Source organism: Kitasatospora sp. NPDC023385 (genome assembly GCF_055664045.1).
Genome location: NZ_JBVOOL010000008.1, coordinates 65,963 through 85,442 on the forward strand (window position 1 = coordinate 65,963; position 19,480 = coordinate 85,442).

The following is a 19,480-nucleotide window of genomic DNA, read 5'->3' on the forward strand; positions in this document are numbered from 1 at the left end:
CCGACCACGCCTCAGGGGGATCCCATGTCCGGACCGCAGCCCGCCGCCGTCTACACCCACGGCCACCAGGAGGCCGTGCTGCGCTCCCACCGCTCCCGTACCGCCGCCGACTCGGCCGCCTACCTGCTGCCCGAACTGCGGCCCGGACAGGCTCTGTTGGACATCGGCTGCGGGCCCGGCACGATCACCGCCGACCTGGCCGAGCTGGTCGGGCCGGACGGCCGGGTGGTGGCCGTGGACACCTCCGCCGAGGTGCTGGAGCAGGCCGCCGGGTACGTGGCGGCGCGCGGTCTGTCCAACGTCGTCTTCGAGCGCGCCGACGTCCATCGACTGCCCTACCGGGACGGCGAGTTCGACGTCGTGCACGCCCACCAGGTGCTGCAGCACGTGGCCGACCCGGTGGCCGCGCTGCACGAGATGCGGCGGGTGACGGCCCCCGGCGGGCGGGTCGCGGCGCGCGACGTCGACTACGCCTCGATGACCTGGTTCCCCGAGGTGCCCGCGCTGGACCGGTGGCTGGAGCTGTACCGGCGGACCGCCCGCGCCAACGGCGGCGAGCCGGACGCCGGCCGGCGGCTGCTGTCCTGGGCGCGCGCGGCCGGCTTCGCCGAGGTCACCGCGGGCGCCACCACTTGGACGTACGCGACGCCCGAGCAGCGCGCCTGGTGGGGCGGCATGTGGGCGGACCGGATGACCGGCACCGCGCTGGGCCGGACGGTGGTCGAGCGGGGCTACGCGGAGCGGGACGAGCCGGAGCAGATCGCGGCCGGCTGGCGGGAGTGGAGCGCCGCCGGTGACGGCTGGTTCTCGATGCTGCACGGCGAGATCCTGGCCCGCGGCTGAGCGGACGGCGGGCCCCCGGCGGGCACGGGCAGGCGTTCGGAAAGATCGGGTAAAGTCGCGCGACCGTTCACATCGGGCCCGTTCGGGCCCGAGCCATGGTGGCGAACGCCGAGCCGATGCCCGCTCCGGCGGGTTGGGGGAGTCCACGTGTCCAAGCCTGAGTCCGAGCTGCTCGCCCCGGCGGCAGACGAGCCCGCCCGGACGGGTCCGGATTCCGGCGCGGATACGAACCCCGGCGTGCGTGCGGGCACCGGTGTGGCCGCGGACGGCGGCGCGGCCCCGGCCGTGGCGGCGCCGGCGGCGGCGGGCCAGGACCCCCGGGTGGACTTCCGCAAGGAGGCCGACGAGCCCGCGCAGGCCCCCGGGGCGACGCCGCTCGACACCCCTCCGCCCGCGGCAGCCGCGCAGCCGCCCGCGCCCGCCCCGCCCGCACCCGCCGACCCCTGGGCCGCCCCCGAGCCGCCCGCTCCCGCGCCCCCGCAGGCCGTCCCCCTGCCGTCGTCCGCCCCGCCCCAGCCGCCGCACCCGCTGCCCGCCGGCGGCTGGGCCTCCGTGACGCCCGCCGCCCAGTCGGGCTTCCGGCCCGGCCACCCGTACGCCCCGGGCTTCGCCCCGGCCGCCGCCCCCGGCAGCGCCGCCCCCAACAACGGTTTCGCGGTCGGCTCCCTGGTGACCGGCCTGGTCCTGGTGGCGCCGGTGGCGCTGGTGTTCGGCATCGTGGCGCTGGTCCAGATCAACCGCCGCAAGGAGCGCGGCTTCGGCATGGCGGTGACGGGCGTGGTGCTCGGCACGATCGGCACGGTGCTGCTCGCCCTGCTCCTGGGGGCGGGGGACTTCGGCTCCGCGCGGCCCGGCCGGTTCGGGCAGGCCCCGAAGCCGCCGGCCGGCTCGGTCCACTGGTCCGCGCTCAAGACCGGCGACTGCTACAGCGCCCCCGACGGCGGTTCGGTGACCGGCGCGGACGGCGACGAGACGGTGTACTGGGTGCGCCGGGTGGCCTGCTCCGAACCGCACCACGGCGAGGTGGCCGGCACCGTCGAGGTCCCCGGCGGCAACGGCCCCTACCCGGGGGAGAGTACGGTCCGCGAGTCGGCCGTCCAGCTCTGCCGCAAGGTGCTGGACGACTACGCCCTGGACCAGTGGGCCGTCCCGGACGGCATGGACGACGTCTACCTCTACCCGACGGCGAGCAACTGGGCGACCGGCGAACGGTACGTCACCTGCGGCTTCGAGGACCGCGACGACCAGCACCGGGGGACGGTCCACACCGACCGGGGCAGCCTGACCGCGCCTCAGCTGGCCTACCTGGAGGCCGTCCGGGGCTTCAACGGCACCTACCTGGACGAGCCCAAGAAGGACGTCTCCGCCGCGGAGGCCGACTACCGGGCCTGGGCCCGGCGGATGGCCGCCGCCTCCCGCGCCGAGGCCGCCGCCCTGGGCGGGCCGGCCGCGAGCTGGCCGGCCGACGTCCAGCCGAAGATCGCCAAGCTGGTCGACGCCCAGTCGCAGGCGGCCGCCGCCTGGGACGCCGCGGCCGCCGGCAGCGACCTGGCCGGCGACCTGCGCCGGGCCAGGTCGCTGGTGGCCAAGACGGTGCCGATCTCCGTGGAGATCCGCCGCACGCTCGGCCTGTCCACCGGCGAGCAGGTGCCCGACCTTCGGGTCTGAACCTTCGGGTCTGAGCCTGCGGGCTTGAACCTGCGGGGAACCGCCGCGGCCGCGGTTACCGGCCGTTAACCGCGGCCGTACCTGCCGGTAGCGCGCCGCGCGTAGTGTCCCGGGCGTGCCCCCGGCCCGACCCCCACGCGAGCCGGGGGCGCGACGGCGTCCGTGACCGGGAACCGCGCCCGGTGCGCGCCGGATACGCTCCCGCCATGGGCCCCTATCGGGTGATGCGGCAGGACGACAACGGCAACCGCTTCCTGGTCGCCGCGGACCTGGACCGGGCCGAGGCACAGCGGCTGGCCGCCGAGTTCGAGGCCCGCGGCCACAAGCAGCTGTACTGGGTCGAGGACGCCGGGGCAGCGCGGCCGGCCCGGGCGGCCGGGACCGGTGACGGCGCACCCCGCAACGCCTGAGCCGTAGGGTCGGGGCCATGGACGCCACACCCGCCGCACAGCCCCTGGAGCTCGTCGCCGACCGCCCCGCAGACCGCCCCGCCGGCCCCCGGATCGTGGTCGGCGGCGCGCTGGTCCACGAGGGCCGGGTGCTCGCCGCCCGGCGCAGCGCGCCCGAGGCGGTGGCCGGGCGGTGGGAGTTCCCAGGCGGGAAGGCGGAGCCCGGCGAGACCGAGGAGCAGGCGCTGGAGCGCGAGCTGCTGGAGGAGCTGGGCGTACGGGCGCGGGCGCTGTCCCGGCTGCCCGGCGCGTGGGCCGTGCGCCCCGGCCTGGAGCTGCGGTTCTGGGCCGCCGAACTGCTGGCCGGCGAGCCGCGTGCGCTGCAGGACCACGACGCGCTGCGCTGGCTGGGCCCGGACGAGCTGGACGCCGTCGACTGGATCGACCACGACCGGGACGTGCTGCCGTCCGTCGCCGCGCTGCTGACCAGGCCGGGGACGGTGGACGACGCGCAGTCCGCCGGGTAGGTCAATCGGACAAGAGGACCCGGCGGCCGGGATAGCCTGGGTTCCGCTGGGTATGTCGCTTTTCGGCACTATTCGCCACCATCGGTGAGCCGTCCCCAGCCGGCGACGCCGATCCCGACCAGAGCCGGAGGCCCCGTCGGTGTCGAGTACCGGGAACGGCGGCGGGGGAGAGCGGCGGGCAGGCCCCGCGGGGAGCGCCGCCGCCCGCGCCCGGCTGCGCCGCGCCGCCCGTCCGGCGGCCCCCCAGCCGTCGACCGGGCGCCGTCGGGGCGCCGTCGCCGCCCCCGAGACCGCGCCCGCCCAGCCGGCGCCGACCCTGACACCGCCCGAGCCGGAAGCCCGCAGCGGCCTGCGCAGCCGCCCCGGCCGGCCGTTCCCCGGCGGGCCCGGCGACACCCCGAGCGGTGCCGGCGCCCGGCCCGGGGGCAGCCTGCTCGACATGCTCAAGGTCGCCATCGCGATCCTGGACACCGCGGGCCGGGTGGTGCTCTGGAGCCCGGCCGCCGAGGAACTGCTCGGCTGGCCGAACGAGCTGCTGGTCGGCCGCCGGATCGAGGAGCTGATCCCCGACCAGGAGCAGGTCGGCCGGATCCGCGCGGCCATCCAGGACACCCTTCGGCACGGCCGCTGGGCCGGCCACGCCGAGCTGCGCGACCGGGACGGCGTGCCGATCGCCGTGGACGCCCGGATCTCGCTCCTGGTGGACGGCGACGGCACCCCGTTCCTGCAGGTCAACCTGGCCGAGGCGGCGGCCGTACGGGCCGTCGAGCGGGATCTCGCGGTGCGCGACGCGCTGTTCGAGCAGTCCCCGCTGGGCATCGCCATCCTGGACACCGGCCTGCGCTACACCGCCGTCAACCGGACCCTCGCCGAGATGAACGGCGTCGCCCTGGAGGACCACGTCGGCCGCACCACCGGCGAGACCCTGCCGGAGCGGGCCGCCGACGAGATCACCGCCATCCAGCGCCAGGTGCTGGCCACCGGCGAACCGGTCATCGACGTCACCCTGGCCTCCCCGGTCACCACCCGGGCCGGCTACCGCTCGATCTCGTACAGCCGGATGACCGACCGCTCCGGCCGGGTGCTCGGCATCTCCGGCACCGTGATGGACGTGACCGAGCGCTACCGGGCCGTCGCCAAGGTCGAGCACGCCCGGCGCCGGCTCTCGCTGCTCAACGAGTTCGGCTCCCGGGTCGGCGACCTGCTGGACGCCTCCCGGATCGCCCAGGAGCTCGCCGGCTCGGTCGTCCCCCGGCTCACCGACCACTCGGCGGTCATCCTGCTCCAGGCCGTCGCGCACGGCGACGACCTGCCCCGGCACGGCCACGACCGGCGCACCTCGCTGCTCCAGCTCGGCACCGCCTCCGTCCAGGACGGCCCCGAGGTCGACGTGATGCTGCGCCGCGGCGCCCGGATCACCTTCGCCGAGGACTCCGCCTGCGGCCGGGTGCTGCGCACCGGCGTGCCCGAACTGCTCTCCGGCGCCGACCAGCTGGACGACGTCACCTACCCCGGCGATCCCAAGATGCAGGCCGCCCGCGACCTCGGCGTGCACTCGATGCTGGTCGTCCCGCTGCGCGCCCGGGGCATCGTGATCGGTCTGCTGCTGGTCAGCCGGGCCGGCTACCGGGAGGGCTTCGACCGGGACGACCTCGCCTTCACCGTCGAGCTGGCCGACCGGGCCGGCAGCTCGCTGGACAACGCCCGCCTCTACGCCCGCGAGCGCACCGCCGCGCTCACCCTGCAGCGCACCCTGCTCCCGCAGCAGGTCCCGCAGCCCACCGGCGTCGAGGTCGCCTACCGGTACGTCCCCGGCAGCATCGGCACCGAGGTCGGCGGCGACTGGTTCGACGTCATCCCGCTGCCCGGCGACCGCACCGCCCTGGTGGTCGGCGACGTGATGGGCCACGGCCTGCGGGCCGCCGCCACCATGGGCCGGCTGCGCACCGCGGTCCGGGTGCTGGCCGCCCTCGACCTGCCGCCGGACGTCCTGCTGCGGCACGTCCACGAGCTGGCCGACGACCTCGCCCAGGGCCCGGACGAGGCACTGCTCGCGACCTGCATCTACGCGGTCTTCGACCCGGCGACGGCCCGGCTGACCGTCGCCAAGGCCGGGCACATCCCGCCGGTGCTGGTGGTGCCGGGCGAGGAGCTCCGGGAGCCGACCCGCACCGGCGGCCCGCTGCCCGGCGGCGCCGGCCGGATCCTCGACCTGCCCTCCGGCGCCCCGCTCGGCGTGGGCGGAGTCCCGTTCGAGTCGGTCGAACTGAAGATCCCCGAGGGCAGCCTGCTCGCGCTGTGCACCGACGGCCTGGTCGAGTCCCGGGACAAGGACCTGGACGTCGGCCTCGGCCGGCTGCTCACCGTCCTCCAGGAGCCGCACGCCTCCATCCAGGCCGCCTGCGAGGCGGTGCTCGACACCATGGAGCAGGGCCGCGAGCCGGACGACGTCGCGCTGCTGCTGGCCCGGCTGGGCCACGGCCAGGCCGGCACCCCGACGGCCGGCTGGACCCTGCCGGCCGAGCCCACCGCCGTCTCCCGGGCCCGCCGGCTGGTCCGCGCCACGCTCGCCGAGTGGCACGTCGAAGAACTCACCGACACCGCGGAGCTGCTGGTCAGCGAGCTGGTCACGAACGCCGTCCGGTACGCCAGCGCCCCCATCGGGGTACGGCTGACGCTCGGCGAGACGCTGCTCGTCGAGATCTCCGACCCGCTGCCCGACCCGCCCCGGGAGCGGCACGCGGCCGAGGCCGACGAGGGCGGCCGGGGCCTGGAGCTGGTCAGCCGGCTGGCACTGCGCTGGGGAGCCCGGGCCGAGGGGATCGGCAAGGTGGTCTGGTTCGAGCAGGCGCTGCCGGGTAATGAGCCCGACGAGTCGTGAGCCGTGAGCCGAGGAGGACCGGCACGAGCGCCAGGGGAGCGGTACCGCATATGCCATCGGTGGCCCGGGGGGAGCGCGCGCTCCGGCAGGGGGCGCGAGCGTGGCATTGTGGTTGCGCGGGCGATAGGACAAAAACCTTCGCCCGATCTGATGTTGTGATGTTGAGGGCGTGTGAACGTACCCCTCGATGATGAATACTCGGTCTTCTCGACATCCGGACGGTCGCGGGTTGGAGGGGTCGGTCCGTTGAACAGCACTCCGGCGCGGAGCGCGCCGAGCAGCAGCGGTCATGCCGCCGTACCCGGGCAGGCCGGTTCCCCGCACCTGCCCGTACCGGCGGCCCCGCCGGGCGGCGACGCCGTGCGCCAGGGCGGCCACCCCGCCGCCGAGGCCCAGACGTGGGGGGCGGGCGACCCGGGCTCGATCTACGACTACATCCGGGTCGCCACCTTCGCGATCGGCCCCGACGGGCGGATCAGCCAGTGGAGCGAGCGCGCCGCGGAGTTCTTCGGCGTCCCCGCCGCCGAAGCCGTCGGCGCCGACCCGATCACCACCTTCGTCCCCCGCGAGCTCTGGCAGCGCGGCCGCGCCCGGCTGGAGCGCACCCTCGCCGGCGAGGAGTGGGTCGGCACCGCCCCCTACCGGGACGCCGGCGGCAGCGAAGGCCTCGCCGAGCTCTACCTGATGCCCGACAGTGCCCTGCCCACCGCGGGCGCCACCTGCCTGGCCGTCGACCTCGGACGGCTGCGCCGGATCGAGACCGACCTCGCCGCTTCCGAAGCCGTCTTCGGGCAGACGCCCACCGGCTTCGTGCTGTTCGACGACCGGCTGCGGCTGCAGCGGGTCAACGACGCCTTCGCCGCCGGGATGGGACTCGTCCCCACCGACCTGGAGGGCCTCACCGCGCACGACCTCTTCGCGCCGTCCGAGGCCGACCGGCTCACCGCCGCCCTGCGCAAGGTCCTCGCCACCGGCGAACCCGTCTTCGACCTGCGCTTCCACGGCGCCGTCCCGACCCGCGAGGGCAACCGGCTCTGGGCCGTCTCGCTGTACCGCCTCAACGGCGCCGCCGGGCAGCCCACCGGCGTGGCCGGACAGGTCTCCGACGTCACCAGCCGGCACGTCGCCGAGCGCGAGGCCGACGGCGTGCGCCGCAACCTGGCCCTGCTCAACGAGGCCAGCGCGCACATCGGCTCCACGCTCGACCTGGAGACCACCGCCAAGGAACTGCTGGACGTCGTCGTCCCGCCGTTCTGCGACCTCGCCACCGTCGACCTCTACACCGCGCTGCTCTCCGGCGAGACCGTCCCCAGCGCCGGCCGGCTCGGCGACACCGTGCTCACCGACGGCAGCGGCGAACTGCGCCGGGTCGCCGTGTCCAGCGTCCTCGGCGGGGCCTCCTCGGTGCTCGGCTCCGTCACCGGCCTGCCCATCGCCGAAGCCGGCGGCACCCTCTGTTACCCGCGCCGCTCCCCGCACGCCCGGGCGCTGCGCACCGGCCGCAGCGTCGTCCCCGAGCCCGGGCGCGACCCGCTGCTGCGCTCCACCCTGATCGTCCCGCTGGTCGCCCGCGACCAGGTCCTCGGCCTCGTCCAGCTCTCCCGCGCCATCGGCAGCGAGCCCTTCGACGCCCGCGACGTCGCGATCGCCGAGGAACTCGTCGCCCGCGCCGCCGTCTGCATCGACAACGCCCGGCTCTACCGCCGCGAGCACGAGCGGGCGCTGATCCTCCAACGCAGCCTGCTGCCCCCGGGCAACCCGGCCGCCAGCGGCCTGGAGATCGCCTGCCGCTACCTGCCCAGCAACAACAACACCGAGGTCGGCGGCGACTGGTTCGACGTCATCCCGCTGCCCGGCAACCGCACCGCGCTGGTCATCGGCGACGTGATGGGCCGCGGCCTGCGCGCCGCCGTCGCCATGGGCCAACTGCGCACCGCCGTCCGCACCCTGGCCATGCTCGACCTCGACCCCGCCGAGGTGCTCGGCGCCCTGGACGAGATCGCCCGCGGCCTCGGCGACGACTCCGTGCCGGTCGGCCCGCCCACCCCGTACGGGCGGCTCACCTCGACGGCCGACGAGGAGGCCCGCGAGGTCTACCTGGCGACCTGCGTCTACGCGGTCTACGACGCCGTGACCCGCCGCTGCGTCTTCGCCAACGCCGGCCACCTGCCGCCCGTCCTGCTCAGCCCCGGCGAGAGTGCCCTGATGCTCGACGTGCCGCCCGGCCTGCCGCTCGGCGTCGGCGGCGAGCCCTTCGAGGAGGTCGAGTTCCTCCTCCCGGACGGCGCGGTGCTCGCCCTCTACACCGACGGCCTGGTGGAGAGCCGCAAGCACCAGCTGGACGAGGGCCTGAAGGCCTTCCGCTCGGCTCTCTCCGGCGAGGGCAAGGGCCTGGAAGACCTCTGCGACCACGTGCTGGGCGAACTCAACCCGCACCACGGCGAGGACGACATCGCCCTGCTGATGGCCAAGGTGCACGGCTTCCCCGAGGACGCCGTCGGCCAGTGGTTCCTGCCGCCCGAGCCCACCTCCGTCGCCAAGGCCCGGGAGCTGGCCTGCAGCTGGCTGCTGGCCCGGGGGCTGGAGGAACTGGTCGACACCACCGAGCTGCTGGTCAGCGAACTGGTCACCAACGCGCTCAAGCACGGCCGGGGCGAGATCCGGCTGCGGCTGCTGCGCGATCGCGGCCTGGTCTGCGAGGTCTGGGACGACGGCTACGCCCAGCCCCGGCAGCGGCGCGCCCAGGAGACCGACGAGGGCGGGCGCGGCCTGCAGCTGGTCAGCCTGCTGGCCGAGCGCTGGGGCAGCCGGCGGACGCCCAAGGGCAAGATCGTCTGGTTCGAGCTCGCCCTGTAGCCACCCGGGCGGTGGGCCGAACGGGTGCAGTCGCCCGCGGCCCGCCGTGTCGGTACGGGCGGGGCCGCGGGCGGCGGCGTTCGATGGCCGCCATGCGCGTCCGCCAGCTCACCGCCGCAGCCGCCGCGCTGCTGATCGCCGCCGGCCTCGGCGGCTGCTCCGAGGAGCAGGCCCCCGGCCGGACCCCCGCTCCCGCACCGGTCCGGGCCGACCCCACCGCCGACACCGGGGACGTCCGGCCCGCCGACCGCACCGCCGTCCGGGACGGCGGCACGCTGCGCTGGGCCGTGGACGGCACTCCGGCCACGCTGAACGTCTACCAGGGCGCGGCGACCGCCGACTCGGCGCTGGTCGCCCACGCGCTGTACCCCTCGCTGTTCCGGCCCGACGAGCACGGCCGGCTCGTCCCCGACCCGGACTACCTGGCCGGCGCCGAATCCACCCCGCCCGGGCAGCAGCCCCAGGTCGTCACCTACCGGCTCAACCCGCACGCCGTCTGGAGCGACGGCACCCCGCTGAAGGCCGCGGACCTCGCCGCGCAGCGGGCCGCCCTCTCCGGCCTCGACCCGGCCTACCGGGGCGGGCACCCCGCCGGGTACGACGCCATCGACGCGGTCACCCAGGGCGCCGACCCGCACGAGGTGCGGGTCACCTTCCGGCGGCCGTACGCCGAATGGCGTTCGCTGTTCGCGCCGCTCTACCCGGCCGCCGACACGGCCACGCCGGACGCCTTCAACCGGGCGCTGACCGGCGGCACGCACCCGAGCGCCGGTCCGTACACCCTCGCCACGTACGACACCGGGGGCGGGCGGGTCACCCTGGTGCGCAACCCGCTCTGGTGGGGCGACCCGCCGAAGACCGATCGGATCGACTTCCTCGCCACCCCGCCCGAGCAGCGGCTGGACGCGCTCGACCTGAACCGGCTGGACATCGCCCCGCTCACCACCACGGTGGACCGCGCGGCGCCGGCGCCCACCACCCCCACCCCGGGGGCAGCGCCGCCCGCGGCCGCGCCCGAGGCGTCGGCTCAGGCCCTGCGGCGCGCCCAGGCCCTCCCCGGCATCACCGTGCACCGGGCCGCCGCGGCCGCGCTCACCCAGCTCACCGTCAACGCCGCCCGGCCGCCGCTCACCGACCCGGCCCTGCGGCGCGCCCTCGGCCGGGCCGTCGACCGGCGGCGGATCGCCGACGCCGCACTCACCCCGCTCGGCCTGCCCGCCGCCCCGCTGGGCAGCCACCTGTTCGCCGGGGACCAGGACGGCTACCGGGACAACAGCGCGGCGGCCGGACCGCAGGACGCGGCCCGGCAACTCGACGAGGCGGGCTGGAAACGGCCCCCGGGCGGCGGCCCCCGGACGAAGGACGGCAGGGAACTCGCCCTCACCCTGCTCGTCCCGGCCGGCTCGGCGACCGCCAAGCGCACCGCCGACGCGCTCACTGCCGTCCTCGCCGAGTCCGGGATCGCGGTCAAGCCGGTGACCGCGCCCGCCGAGGCCTTCGTCCGGGACCGCCTGGCCGCCGGCGACTACGACCTCGCGCTGTTCTCCTGGCCCGCCGGCCCCAGCCCGGCGAGCGAGCAGCGCCCCGCCTACGCCAAGCCCCGGCCCGACCCCGACGGCGCGCTCGACCCCGGCACCAACTACGGCCGCAGCGGCACCGAGGAGATCGACCGGCTCTTCGACCGGGCGGCCGCCGAACCGGACCCGGCGGCCCGACTCGACCTGCTCCAGGAGGCGGACGTCCGGATCTGGCAGCTCGGGCACTCGGTACCGCTCTACCAGCGCCCGGAGCTGGTCGGCGTCCGCCAGGGCGTGGCGGGCGCCGGAGCGTTCGGCTTCGGCTGGCCGCGCTTCCAGGACGTGGGGTGGATCCGGCCTTCGTAGGGTGTCCGGGGCTGGACAGCGGGTGCCAACCTGTGATCTTGATCCCGCCCGACCTGCTCGTTTCCGCCCACCTGGGCGCTTCCCCGTACGATAGGAGGAAGCCGAGGCATGTCGATATGCCCGGCGGGTGGACCGGTAGTAGCAGGCGGAACGGGCGGCGGCGATCGACAGGGATCGCAAGTGCGCGTCACGCAGCCGGGCGCCGCAACCCACGATTCCGGGAGAATCCGCAAGGCATGCCCACGCGCAACGACATCCGTAACGTCGCCATCGTCGCCCACGTAGACCACGGCAAGACCACGCTGGTCGACGCCATGCTGAAGCAGGCCGGCGCCTTCGCCGCCCACCAGCACCTCGACGACCGCATGATGGACTCGAACGACCTGGAGCGCGAGAAGGGCATCACCATTCTCGCGAAGAACACCGCGGTCAAGTACCACCCGAAGGATGGTGGCGCGCCCATCACCATCAACATCATCGACACCCCGGGCCACGCCGACTTCGGTGGCGAGGTCGAGCGCGGTCTGTCGATGGTGGACGCGGTCGTCCTGCTGGTCGACGCCTCCGAGGGCCCGCTGCCGCAGACCCGCTTCGTGCTGCGCAAGGCACTGAGCGCCCGGCTGCCCGTCATCCTCTGCATCAACAAGACCGACCGTCCGGACTCCCGGATCGACGAGGTCATCAACGAAACCTACGACCTGTTCCTGGACCTGGACGCGGACGAGGACCAGATCGAGTTCCCGATCGTCTACGCCTGCGCCCGGGACGGCGTCGCCTCGCTGACCAAGCCGGAGAACGGCACGGTTCCGGCGGACAGCACCAACCTGGAGCCGTTCTTCTCCACCCTGCTGGAGCACGTCCCGGCCCCGGCCTACGACGAGGCCGCCCCGCTGCAGGCGCACGTCACCAACCTGGACGCCGACAACTTCCTCGGCCGCATCGCGCTGCTGCGCGTCGAGCAGGGCGAGCTGCGCAAGGGCCAGACCGTGGCCTGGATCAAGCGCGACGGCACGATGCAGAACGTCCGCATCTCCGAGCTGCTGATGACCGAGGCGCTCACCCGCAAGCCGGCCGAGGTGGCGGGCCCGGGTGACATCTGCGCCGTCGCCGGCATCTCCGACATCATGATCGGCGAGACCCTGGCCGACCCGGAGAACCCGGTCGCGCTGCCGCTGATCACGGTGGACGAGCCGGCCATCTCGATGACCATCGGCACCAACACCTCGCCGCTGGTCGGCCGGGGCGGCAGCGGCAAGGGCGCGGACGCCAAGTCCGTCGCCAAGGTGGACCGCAAGGTCACCGCCCGCCAGGTGAAGGACCGCCTGGACCGCGAGCTGATCGGCAACGTCTCGCTGCGCGTGCTGGACACCGAGCGTCCCGACGCCTGGGAGGTGCAGGGCCGCGGTGAGCTGGCGCTGGCCATCCTGATCGAGACCATGCGCCGCGAGGGCTTCGAGCTGACCGTCGGCAAGCCGCAGGTGGTCACCAAGGAGGTCAACGGCAAGACCCACGAGCCGGTCGAGCGCCTCACGGTGGACGTGCCGGAGGAGCACATGGGTGCGGTCACGCAGCTCATGGGCATCCGCAAGGGCCGGATGGACAACATGTCCAACCACGGCTCGGGCTGGGTCCGGATGGAGTTCGTCGTCCCGTCCCGCGGTCTGATCGGCTTCCGGACCGAGTTCCTCACCAACACCCGCGGCACCGGCATCGCGCACTCGATCCACGAGGGCCACGAGCCGTGGTTCGGCACCCTGACCACCCGCAACAACGGTTCGCTGGTCGCCGACCGGGCCGGCGTGGTGACCGCCTTCGCGATGACCAACCTGCAGGAGCGCGGCGTGCTCTTCTGCGAGCCGGGCACCGAGGTGTACGAGGGCATGATCGTCGGTGAGAACTCGCGTGCCGACGACATGGACGTGAACATCACCAAGGAGAAGAAGCTCACCAACATGCGGTCGTCGAACGCCGACGTGGCCGAGTCGATCGTCCCGCCGCGCAAGCTCTCGCTCGAGCAGTCGCTGGAGTTCTGCCGCGAGGACGAGTGCATCGAGGTGACCCCGGAGACGGTTCGCATCCGTAAGGTCGTCCTCGACCAGAAGGACCGCGGACGCACTGCCTCGCGCGCCAAGAAGTCTTGATCAAGACGCACTGAACGGCCATTGGCCGGAATGATTCGCCCCCCTTTCCCATGGAGAGGGGGGCGAACTTTTTCAACTACTCCAAGTTGTCGGGGCCGCTATTAACGGAATAGCGCTCATCACGTCGGAGTGTCCGCTGAGCGGACGTGACAGTTCGTCATCCGTGACGACTGTCCGTTTGGTGCCTGTCTGGCTATGTCTCAAATGTCCGGTTTTCGAAACTTACCGACTGTTCATGTGACCTAATTGAGATCGTCACTGGTCACTTTCGTGTCCGTGCGTGACGGATAGTGGGTTCAGTCAGGCTCGGGTCAAGGGTGAACGCGCAGGGGTGCGCGCCGAAACCACGAGCGCGGACGGCACAGCGGGCCCGGTGGCAAACCGTTCCGCAGTGCTCTCCTCGTTGCAACGTCGAATTCAGGAGGCACACCGATGCGTGGTGGGAGCCAGGCCAAGTGGGTTGTCGCAGCTGTTGCGGTCGCCCTTGCCGCGACTGCTTGTAGCAGCAGCAGCGACTCCTCCAGCGGGGGCAGCTCCGATGGTGCCGTCAACGCCCAGGGCATCTTCAGCTACCAGAGCGCCGAGCCGCAGCGTCCGCTGCAGCCGGCGAACGCCATGGAGAACCAGGGCGGCCGTATCGTCAAGCAGCTCTTCACGGGCCTCGTCGACTACGACCCCGCGACCGGCGCCCTGCGCAACCAGGTGGCCGACAAGATCGAGACCACCGATTCCAAGACCTACACCGTCACGCTGAAGGCCGGCTGGACCTTCCACGACGGCACCCCGGTCACCTCCAAGTCCTTCGTGAACTCGTGGAACTGGTCGGCCAACCCGGCGAACAACCAGATCAACTCGGACTGGTTCTCGGACATCGTCGGCTACGACGCGGTGCACCCGGACAAGGGTGACCCGACGGCCAAGGAGATGTCCGGCCTCAAGGTCATCGACGACACGCACTTCACCGTCGAACTGACCAGCCCCGTCTCGTACTTCACGTACAAGCTCGGCTACTCGGCCTTCTTCCCGCTGCCCGAGGGCTTCTTCGCGGACCCGAAGGGCTACGGCGAGAAGCCGGTCGGCAACGGCCCCTACAAGTTCGTGTCGTGGGAGCACAACAAGGCCGTCACCCTGGCCGCCTACGACAAGTACACGGGCACCAACAAGGCGAAGAACGGCGGAATCGTCTTCCGCAGCTACACCTCGCCCGAGGCCGCGTACAAGGACCTGATGTCCGACACCCTGGACGTCCTGGACCAGGTGGACTCGACCGACCTGCCCAAGTACAAGGACGACCTGGGCAAGCGCGCCGTCGACCAGCCGCAGGGCGCCATCCAGAACATCTCGTTCGCGCTGTACAACGCGGACTGGAACGCCCCGGACAAGGCCAAGGTCCGCCAGGGCCTGTCGATGGCCATCGACCGTGACACCATCACCAAGACCGTGCTGAACGGCACCCGCCAGCCCGCCGACTCGTTCGTGGCGCCCGGCGTCATGGGCTACAAGGCCGGCACCTGCGGCGACGCCTGCAAGTACAACCCGGAGAAGGCCAAGCAGCTGATCCAGGAGGGTGGCGGCGTCCCCGGCGGCAAGATCACCATCCTGTACAACTCCGACGGCGGTCACAAGGAGTGGGTCGACGCGGTCTGCAACTCGATCCGCCAGGCCACCGGCGTCGAGTGCCTCGGCGACCCGAAGCCGGACTTCAAGACCTCGCGTGACATCGTCACGAAGAAGCAGGTCTCCAGCATGATGCGCACCGGCTGGGTGCAGGACTACCCGCTGAACGCCAACTTCCTGCGGGACGTCTACGGCACCGGTGCCGCCGCGAACGACGCCAGCTACTCCAGCCCGGAGTTCGACAACCTGTCGAAGCAGGCGGACGCCGCGACCTCGGTCGAGAAGACCGCCGAGCTCTACCAGCAGGCCGAGGCCGTGCTGGCCAAGGACATGCCGGCCATCCCGCTCTGGTACTACAAGACCAGCTCCGGCTACTCCAAGAAGGTCCAGAACGTGAAGTTCAACTCCTTCGGCGACCCGGTGTACACCGACGTCGAGGTCAAGAAGTAATCGGTCGGCACCGCCTGACCTGGTGACAACGGCCGGTGCCCGTCCCATCCCCACAAGGGCGAGGACTGGCACCGGCCGTTGGCACGCCGACTTATCTCTGGCCGGGTTGACGGGCCCGGCAGAGTCATACATGGAGGCACGATGGGGCGCTTTGTCGCGAGGCGACTGCTCCAGATGATTCCGGTGTTCCTCGGAACGACCGCACTCATCTTTTTCATGGTGCACTTGCTGCCCGGTGACCCGCTGGCAGCGTTGTGGGGCGACAAGGCGCCGGACCCGGTACAGCTCGCCGCACTGAGGCACCAGCAGCACTTCGACGAGCCGCTGGTCAAGCAGTACCTCGACTACATGGCGGGGCTGTTCACCGGCGACTTCGGCATCGGGGTCACGGACGGACGTCCGGTGCTCGACAAGATCACCGAGGCGCTGCCGGTCACGGTCCGGCTCGCGCTGTTCGCGTTCGCCATAGAGATCGTGCTGGGCATCGGCATCGGCCTGTTCGCCGGTCTGCGGCGGGGCAAGGTGTTCGACAAGGGCGCCCTGCTCTTCACCCTGCTGCTGATCTCGATCCCGGTCCCGGTCCTCGGCTTCATCTTCCAGACGGTCTTCGGGCAGAACCTGAAATGGGTCACGCCGACCGTCCAGAACAGCAACGACATCTCCCAGTTGGTGCTGCCGGCCGTCGTGCTCGGCTCGCTGTCGCTGGCGTACGTCGCGCGCCTCACCCGTACCTCCATAGCCGAGAACATCAAGGCCGACTACGTCCGCACCGCGGTGGCCAAGGGCCTGCCGCGCCGGAAGGTGGTCGGTACCCACCTGCTGCGCAACTCGCTGATCCCGGTGGTCACCTTCCTCGGCACCGACCTCGGCGCCCTGATGGGCGGTGCGATCGTCACCGAGGGCATCTTCAACGTCCAGGGTGTCGGTCACGCGCTCTACCAAGCGATCAACGCGAAGGACGGCGCCACCGTTTCCGGCTTCGTGGCCTTCCTCGTGATCGTGTACCTCGCCGCCGGCCTGATCGTCGACCTGCTTTACGCGGTCCTGGACCCGAGGATCCGGTATGCCTGACCTGACCGACAAGAAGACCTCCGGGGACATCCCGGCCCAGCGCACCGCGGACGTCCCGGCGCCGAAGCAGGAGAAGGCCCGCAGCCTCGGCTCGGACGCCTGGCACGACCTGCGCCGCAAGCCGATCTTCGTGATCTCCGCGCTGCTGATCCTGCTGCTGATCGTCATCGCGATCGCCCCGGGCCTGTTCACCTCGGTGGACCCGCGCGCCGGCGACCTGCGCCTGCACTACCTGACGAAGCCGAACTACAGCCACTTCTTCGAGGCTGACTGGTTCGGTTACGACCTCCAGGGCCGCAGCATCTACGCCCGCGTCGTCTACGGCGCCCGCGCCTCGGTCGTGGTCGGCATCACCGTCACGGTGGGTGTGACCATCTTCGGTGGCATCACCGGCATGCTCGCCGGCTACTTCGGGGGCTGGGTCGACACGATCATCTCCCGCATCACCGACATCTTCTTCGGCATCCCGCTGCTGCTCGGCGCCCTGGTGATCCTGAACGCCTTCACCGACCGCACCATCTGGAGCGTGGTCTTCGCGCTGGTTGCCCTGGGCTGGACGCAGATGACCCGCGTCATGCGCGGCTCGGTCATCACGGTCAAGCAGGCCGACTTCGTGACCGCGGCCAAGGCGCTCGGCGCCGGCACCAGCCGGATCCTGTTCAAGCACATCCTGCCGAACGCGGTCGCCCCGGTGATCGTCGTCGCCACCATCGCGCTCGGCGGCTACATCGCCACCGAGGCGACGCTGAGCTTCCTCGGCATCGGCCTGCAGGACCCGACCATCTCCTGGGGCATCGACATCAACTCGGCCCAGAAGGTGATCCGCACGGCTCCGTTCGCCCTGTTCTTCCCCGCCGGCATGCTCAGCCTGACCGTGCTGGCCTTCATCATGCTCGGCGACGCGGTGCGCGACGCCCTCGACCCGAAGCTCCGCTGAGAGAAGAGGTGACGACCCGATGACCACCGTGATCGAGAACAACAGCCAGAAGAGCGACCGTCTCGAAGTTGGCACCCCTCTCCTGGAGGTGAAGGACCTCCACGTGGAGTTCCACACCCGGGACGGGATCGCCAAGGCCGTGAACGGCGTCAACTACTCCGTCGCGGCCGGCGAGACCCTCGCCGTCCTCGGCGAGTCCGGCTCCGGCAAGTCCGTGACGGCGCAGACCATCATGGGCATCCTGGACATGCCCCCGGGCAAGGTGACCCAGGGACAGATCCTGTACCGCGGCCGCGACATGCTCAAGATGGGCAACGAGGACCGCCGGAAGATCCGCGGCCAGAAGATCGCGATGATCTTCCAGGACGCGCTCTCCTCGCTCAACCCCGTGCTCAGCGTCGGCTACCAGCTCGGCGAGATGTTCCGGGTGCACCAGGGCGCCTCCAAGAAGGAGGCGAAGGAGAAGGCCATCGAGCTGATGGACCGGGTGCGCATCCCCGCCGCCCGGCAGCGGGTGAACGACTACCCGCACCAGTTCTCCGGCGGCATGCGCCAGCGCATCATGATCGCCATGGCGCTCTCCCTGCAGCCCGACCTGATCATCGCCGACGAGCCCACCACCGCCCTGGACGTCACCGTCCAGGCCCAGGTGATGGACCTGCTCGCCGAGCTGCAGGCCGAGTACAACATGGGCCTGATCCTGATCACCCACGACCTCGGCGTGGTCGCCGACGTCGCGGACAAGATCGCCGTGATGTACGCCGGACGGATCGTGGAGACCGCCCCGGTGCACGAGCTGTACGCGAACCCCGCGCACCCGTACACCAAGGGCCTGCTCCGCTCCATCCCGCGCCTGGACCAGAAGGGCCAGGAGCTGTACGCGATCAAGGGCCTCCCCCCGAACCTGCTGAAGGTCCCGGCCGGCTGTGCGTTCAACCCCCGCTGCGACGTCGCCACCGACCTGTGCCGCACGGAGGTGCCCGCGCTGCACCACGTGACCGACAAGGACGGCAAGGAGCTCACCGGCCGCCGCAGCGCGTGCCACCTCTGGAAGGAGACCCTCCATGGCTGAGAACATCCTGGAGGTCAGGGACCTGGTCAAGCACTATCCGCTGACCCAGGGCGTCCTCTTCAAGAAGCAGGTCGGCGCCGTCAAGGCGGTCGACGGCATCTCCTTCGAGCTGAAGAAGGGCGAGACGCTCGGCATCGTCGGCGAGTCCGGCTGTGGCAAGTCCACGCTGGCCAAGGTGCTGATGAACCTGGAGCGGGCCACCTCCGGCCAGGTGCTGTTCAAGGGCGAGGACATCTCCGGGCTGTCCGGCGCGGCCCTCAAGGCCGTCCGCCGCAACATCCAGATGGTGTTCCAGGACCCGTACACCTCGCTCAACCCGCGCATGACCGTCGGCGACATCATCGGGGAGCCGTTCGAGATCCACCCCGAGGTGGCGCCCAAGGGCGACCGCCGCAAGGCCGTCCAGGACCTCCTGGACGTCGTGGGTCTGAACCCGGAGTACATCAACCGGTACCCGCACCAGTTCTCCGGCGGCCAGCGCCAGCGCATCGGCATCGCCCGCGGTCTCGCGCTCAAGCCCGAGATCATCATCTGCGACGAGCCGGTGTCCGCCCTGGACGTGTCCGTCCAGGCGCAGGTCATCAACCTGCTGGAGCAGCTGCAGGGCGAGTTCGGGCTCTCCTACATGTTCATCGCGCACGACCTCTCCATCGTCCGGCACATCTCCGACCGCGTCGGCGTGATGTACCTGGGCAAGATGGTCGAGATCGGCTCCGACGAGGAGATCTACGAGAACGCCACCCACCCGTACACCCAGGCGCTGCTCTCCGCGGTGCCGGTGCCGGACCCGGCGGCGCGCGAGTCGCGGGACCGGATCATCCTCTCCGGGGACATCCCCTCGCCGGCCAACCCGCCGTCCGGTTGCCGCTTCCGCACCCGCTGCTGGAAGGCGGAGGAGCGCTGCGCCGAGGAGGTCCCGCTGCTGGCGGTCCCCTCGGTGCTGCAGGGCCCGGCCGCGCACGACTCGGCCTGCCACTTCCCCGAGGTCCGGGAGCCGGCCGCCGCCTGATCCCCCGGCAACTCCAGGAAGGGCCCGTGGCATCCCCGCCACGGGCCCTTCCGGCGTTCCGTCAACTCCGCAGCGGCTCGAGGCACCCGTCCGGGTGCCCCCGACTCGCGCCGTCGCCGGGGCGCGTTTCTCATGG

The 19,480-nt window shown here is 72.2% G+C and carries 13 protein-coding genes; all 13 read left to right on the forward strand.

The annotated features are described in order from the left end of the window. The first annotated feature begins 24 nt into the window (after positions 1-24). The 13 genes from AC0B61_RS15125 to AC0B61_RS15185 all read left to right on the forward strand — a co-directional run bounded on the left by AC0B61_RS15125 (position 25) and on the right by AC0B61_RS15185 (position 19,344). Positions 25-843, forward strand: coding sequence for a methyltransferase domain-containing protein (locus AC0B61_RS15125; protein WP_471741110.1), 819 nt, complete (start codon positions 25-27; stop codon positions 841-843). A gap of 147 nt (positions 844-990) precedes the next feature. Continuing rightward, a complete protein-coding gene (locus AC0B61_RS15130; protein WP_471741111.1) occupies positions 991-2,511 on the forward strand; it encodes a DUF4190 domain-containing protein in 1,521 nt (506 codons plus the stop codon). A gap of 206 nt (positions 2,512-2,717) precedes the next feature. Further along, positions 2,718-2,921: an SPOR domain-containing protein gene (locus AC0B61_RS15135; protein ID WP_471741112.1), complete on the forward strand. Its 204-nt coding sequence runs from the start codon at positions 2,718-2,720 to the stop codon at positions 2,919-2,921. Positions 2,922-2,938: 17 nt separating this feature from the next. Continuing rightward, the gene (locus tag AC0B61_RS15140) at positions 2,939-3,427 is read left to right on the forward strand and encodes an NUDIX domain-containing protein (protein WP_471741113.1); all 489 of its coding nucleotides are present in this window, start codon (positions 2,939-2,941) and stop codon (positions 3,425-3,427) included. 139 nt (positions 3,428-3,566) lie between these two features. Continuing rightward, positions 3,567-6,308, forward strand: a complete 2,742-nt coding sequence (locus AC0B61_RS15145) for a SpoIIE family protein phosphatase (protein WP_471741114.1) — start codon at positions 3,567-3,569, stop codon at positions 6,306-6,308. A 246-nt stretch (positions 6,309-6,554) separates the two neighbouring features. Beyond that, positions 6,555-9,164 (forward strand): SpoIIE family protein phosphatase, encoded by a 2,610-nt coding sequence (locus tag AC0B61_RS15150; RefSeq protein ID WP_471741115.1) that lies wholly within the window; start codon positions 6,555-6,557, stop codon positions 9,162-9,164. Positions 9,165-9,256: 92 nt separating this feature from the next. After that, positions 9,257-11,047 carry an ABC transporter family substrate-binding protein gene (locus tag AC0B61_RS15155; protein ID WP_471741116.1) on the forward strand — a complete coding sequence of 597 codons (1,791 nt, stop codon included), beginning with the start codon at positions 9,257-9,259 and terminating at the stop codon, positions 11,045-11,047. Positions 11,048-11,283: 236 nt separating this feature from the next. Beyond that, the gene (gene typA, locus AC0B61_RS15160) at positions 11,284-13,188 is read left to right on the forward strand and encodes a translational GTPase TypA (protein WP_471741117.1); all 1,905 of its coding nucleotides are present in this window, start codon (positions 11,284-11,286) and stop codon (positions 13,186-13,188) included. Between the two features lie 432 nt (positions 13,189-13,620). After that, positions 13,621-15,255 (forward strand): peptide ABC transporter substrate-binding protein, encoded by a 1,635-nt coding sequence (locus AC0B61_RS15165; protein WP_471741118.1) that lies wholly within the window; start codon positions 13,621-13,623, stop codon positions 15,253-15,255. Positions 15,256-15,396: 141 nt separating this feature from the next. Then, positions 15,397-16,326 (forward strand): ABC transporter permease, encoded by a 930-nt coding sequence (locus tag AC0B61_RS15170; RefSeq protein ID WP_471741119.1) that lies wholly within the window; start codon positions 15,397-15,399, stop codon positions 16,324-16,326. Beyond that, positions 16,319-17,263: an ABC transporter permease gene (locus tag AC0B61_RS15175; protein WP_471741120.1), complete on the forward strand. Its 945-nt coding sequence runs from the start codon at positions 16,319-16,321 to the stop codon at positions 17,261-17,263. The genes AC0B61_RS15170 and AC0B61_RS15175 overlap by 8 nt, the downstream gene beginning before the upstream one ends. Positions 17,264-17,282: 19 nt before the next feature. Further along, the gene (locus tag AC0B61_RS15180; RefSeq protein ID WP_471741121.1) at positions 17,283-18,335 is read left to right on the forward strand and encodes an ABC transporter ATP-binding protein; all 1,053 of its coding nucleotides are present in this window, start codon (positions 17,283-17,285) and stop codon (positions 18,333-18,335) included. Continuing rightward, entirely contained in the window at positions 18,328-19,344 is a 1,017-nt protein-coding gene (locus AC0B61_RS15185; protein WP_471741122.1) for an ABC transporter ATP-binding protein, read from the forward strand. Before AC0B61_RS15180 ends, AC0B61_RS15185 begins: the two co-directional genes overlap by 8 nt. Positions 19,345-19,480 lie beyond the last annotated feature (136 nt).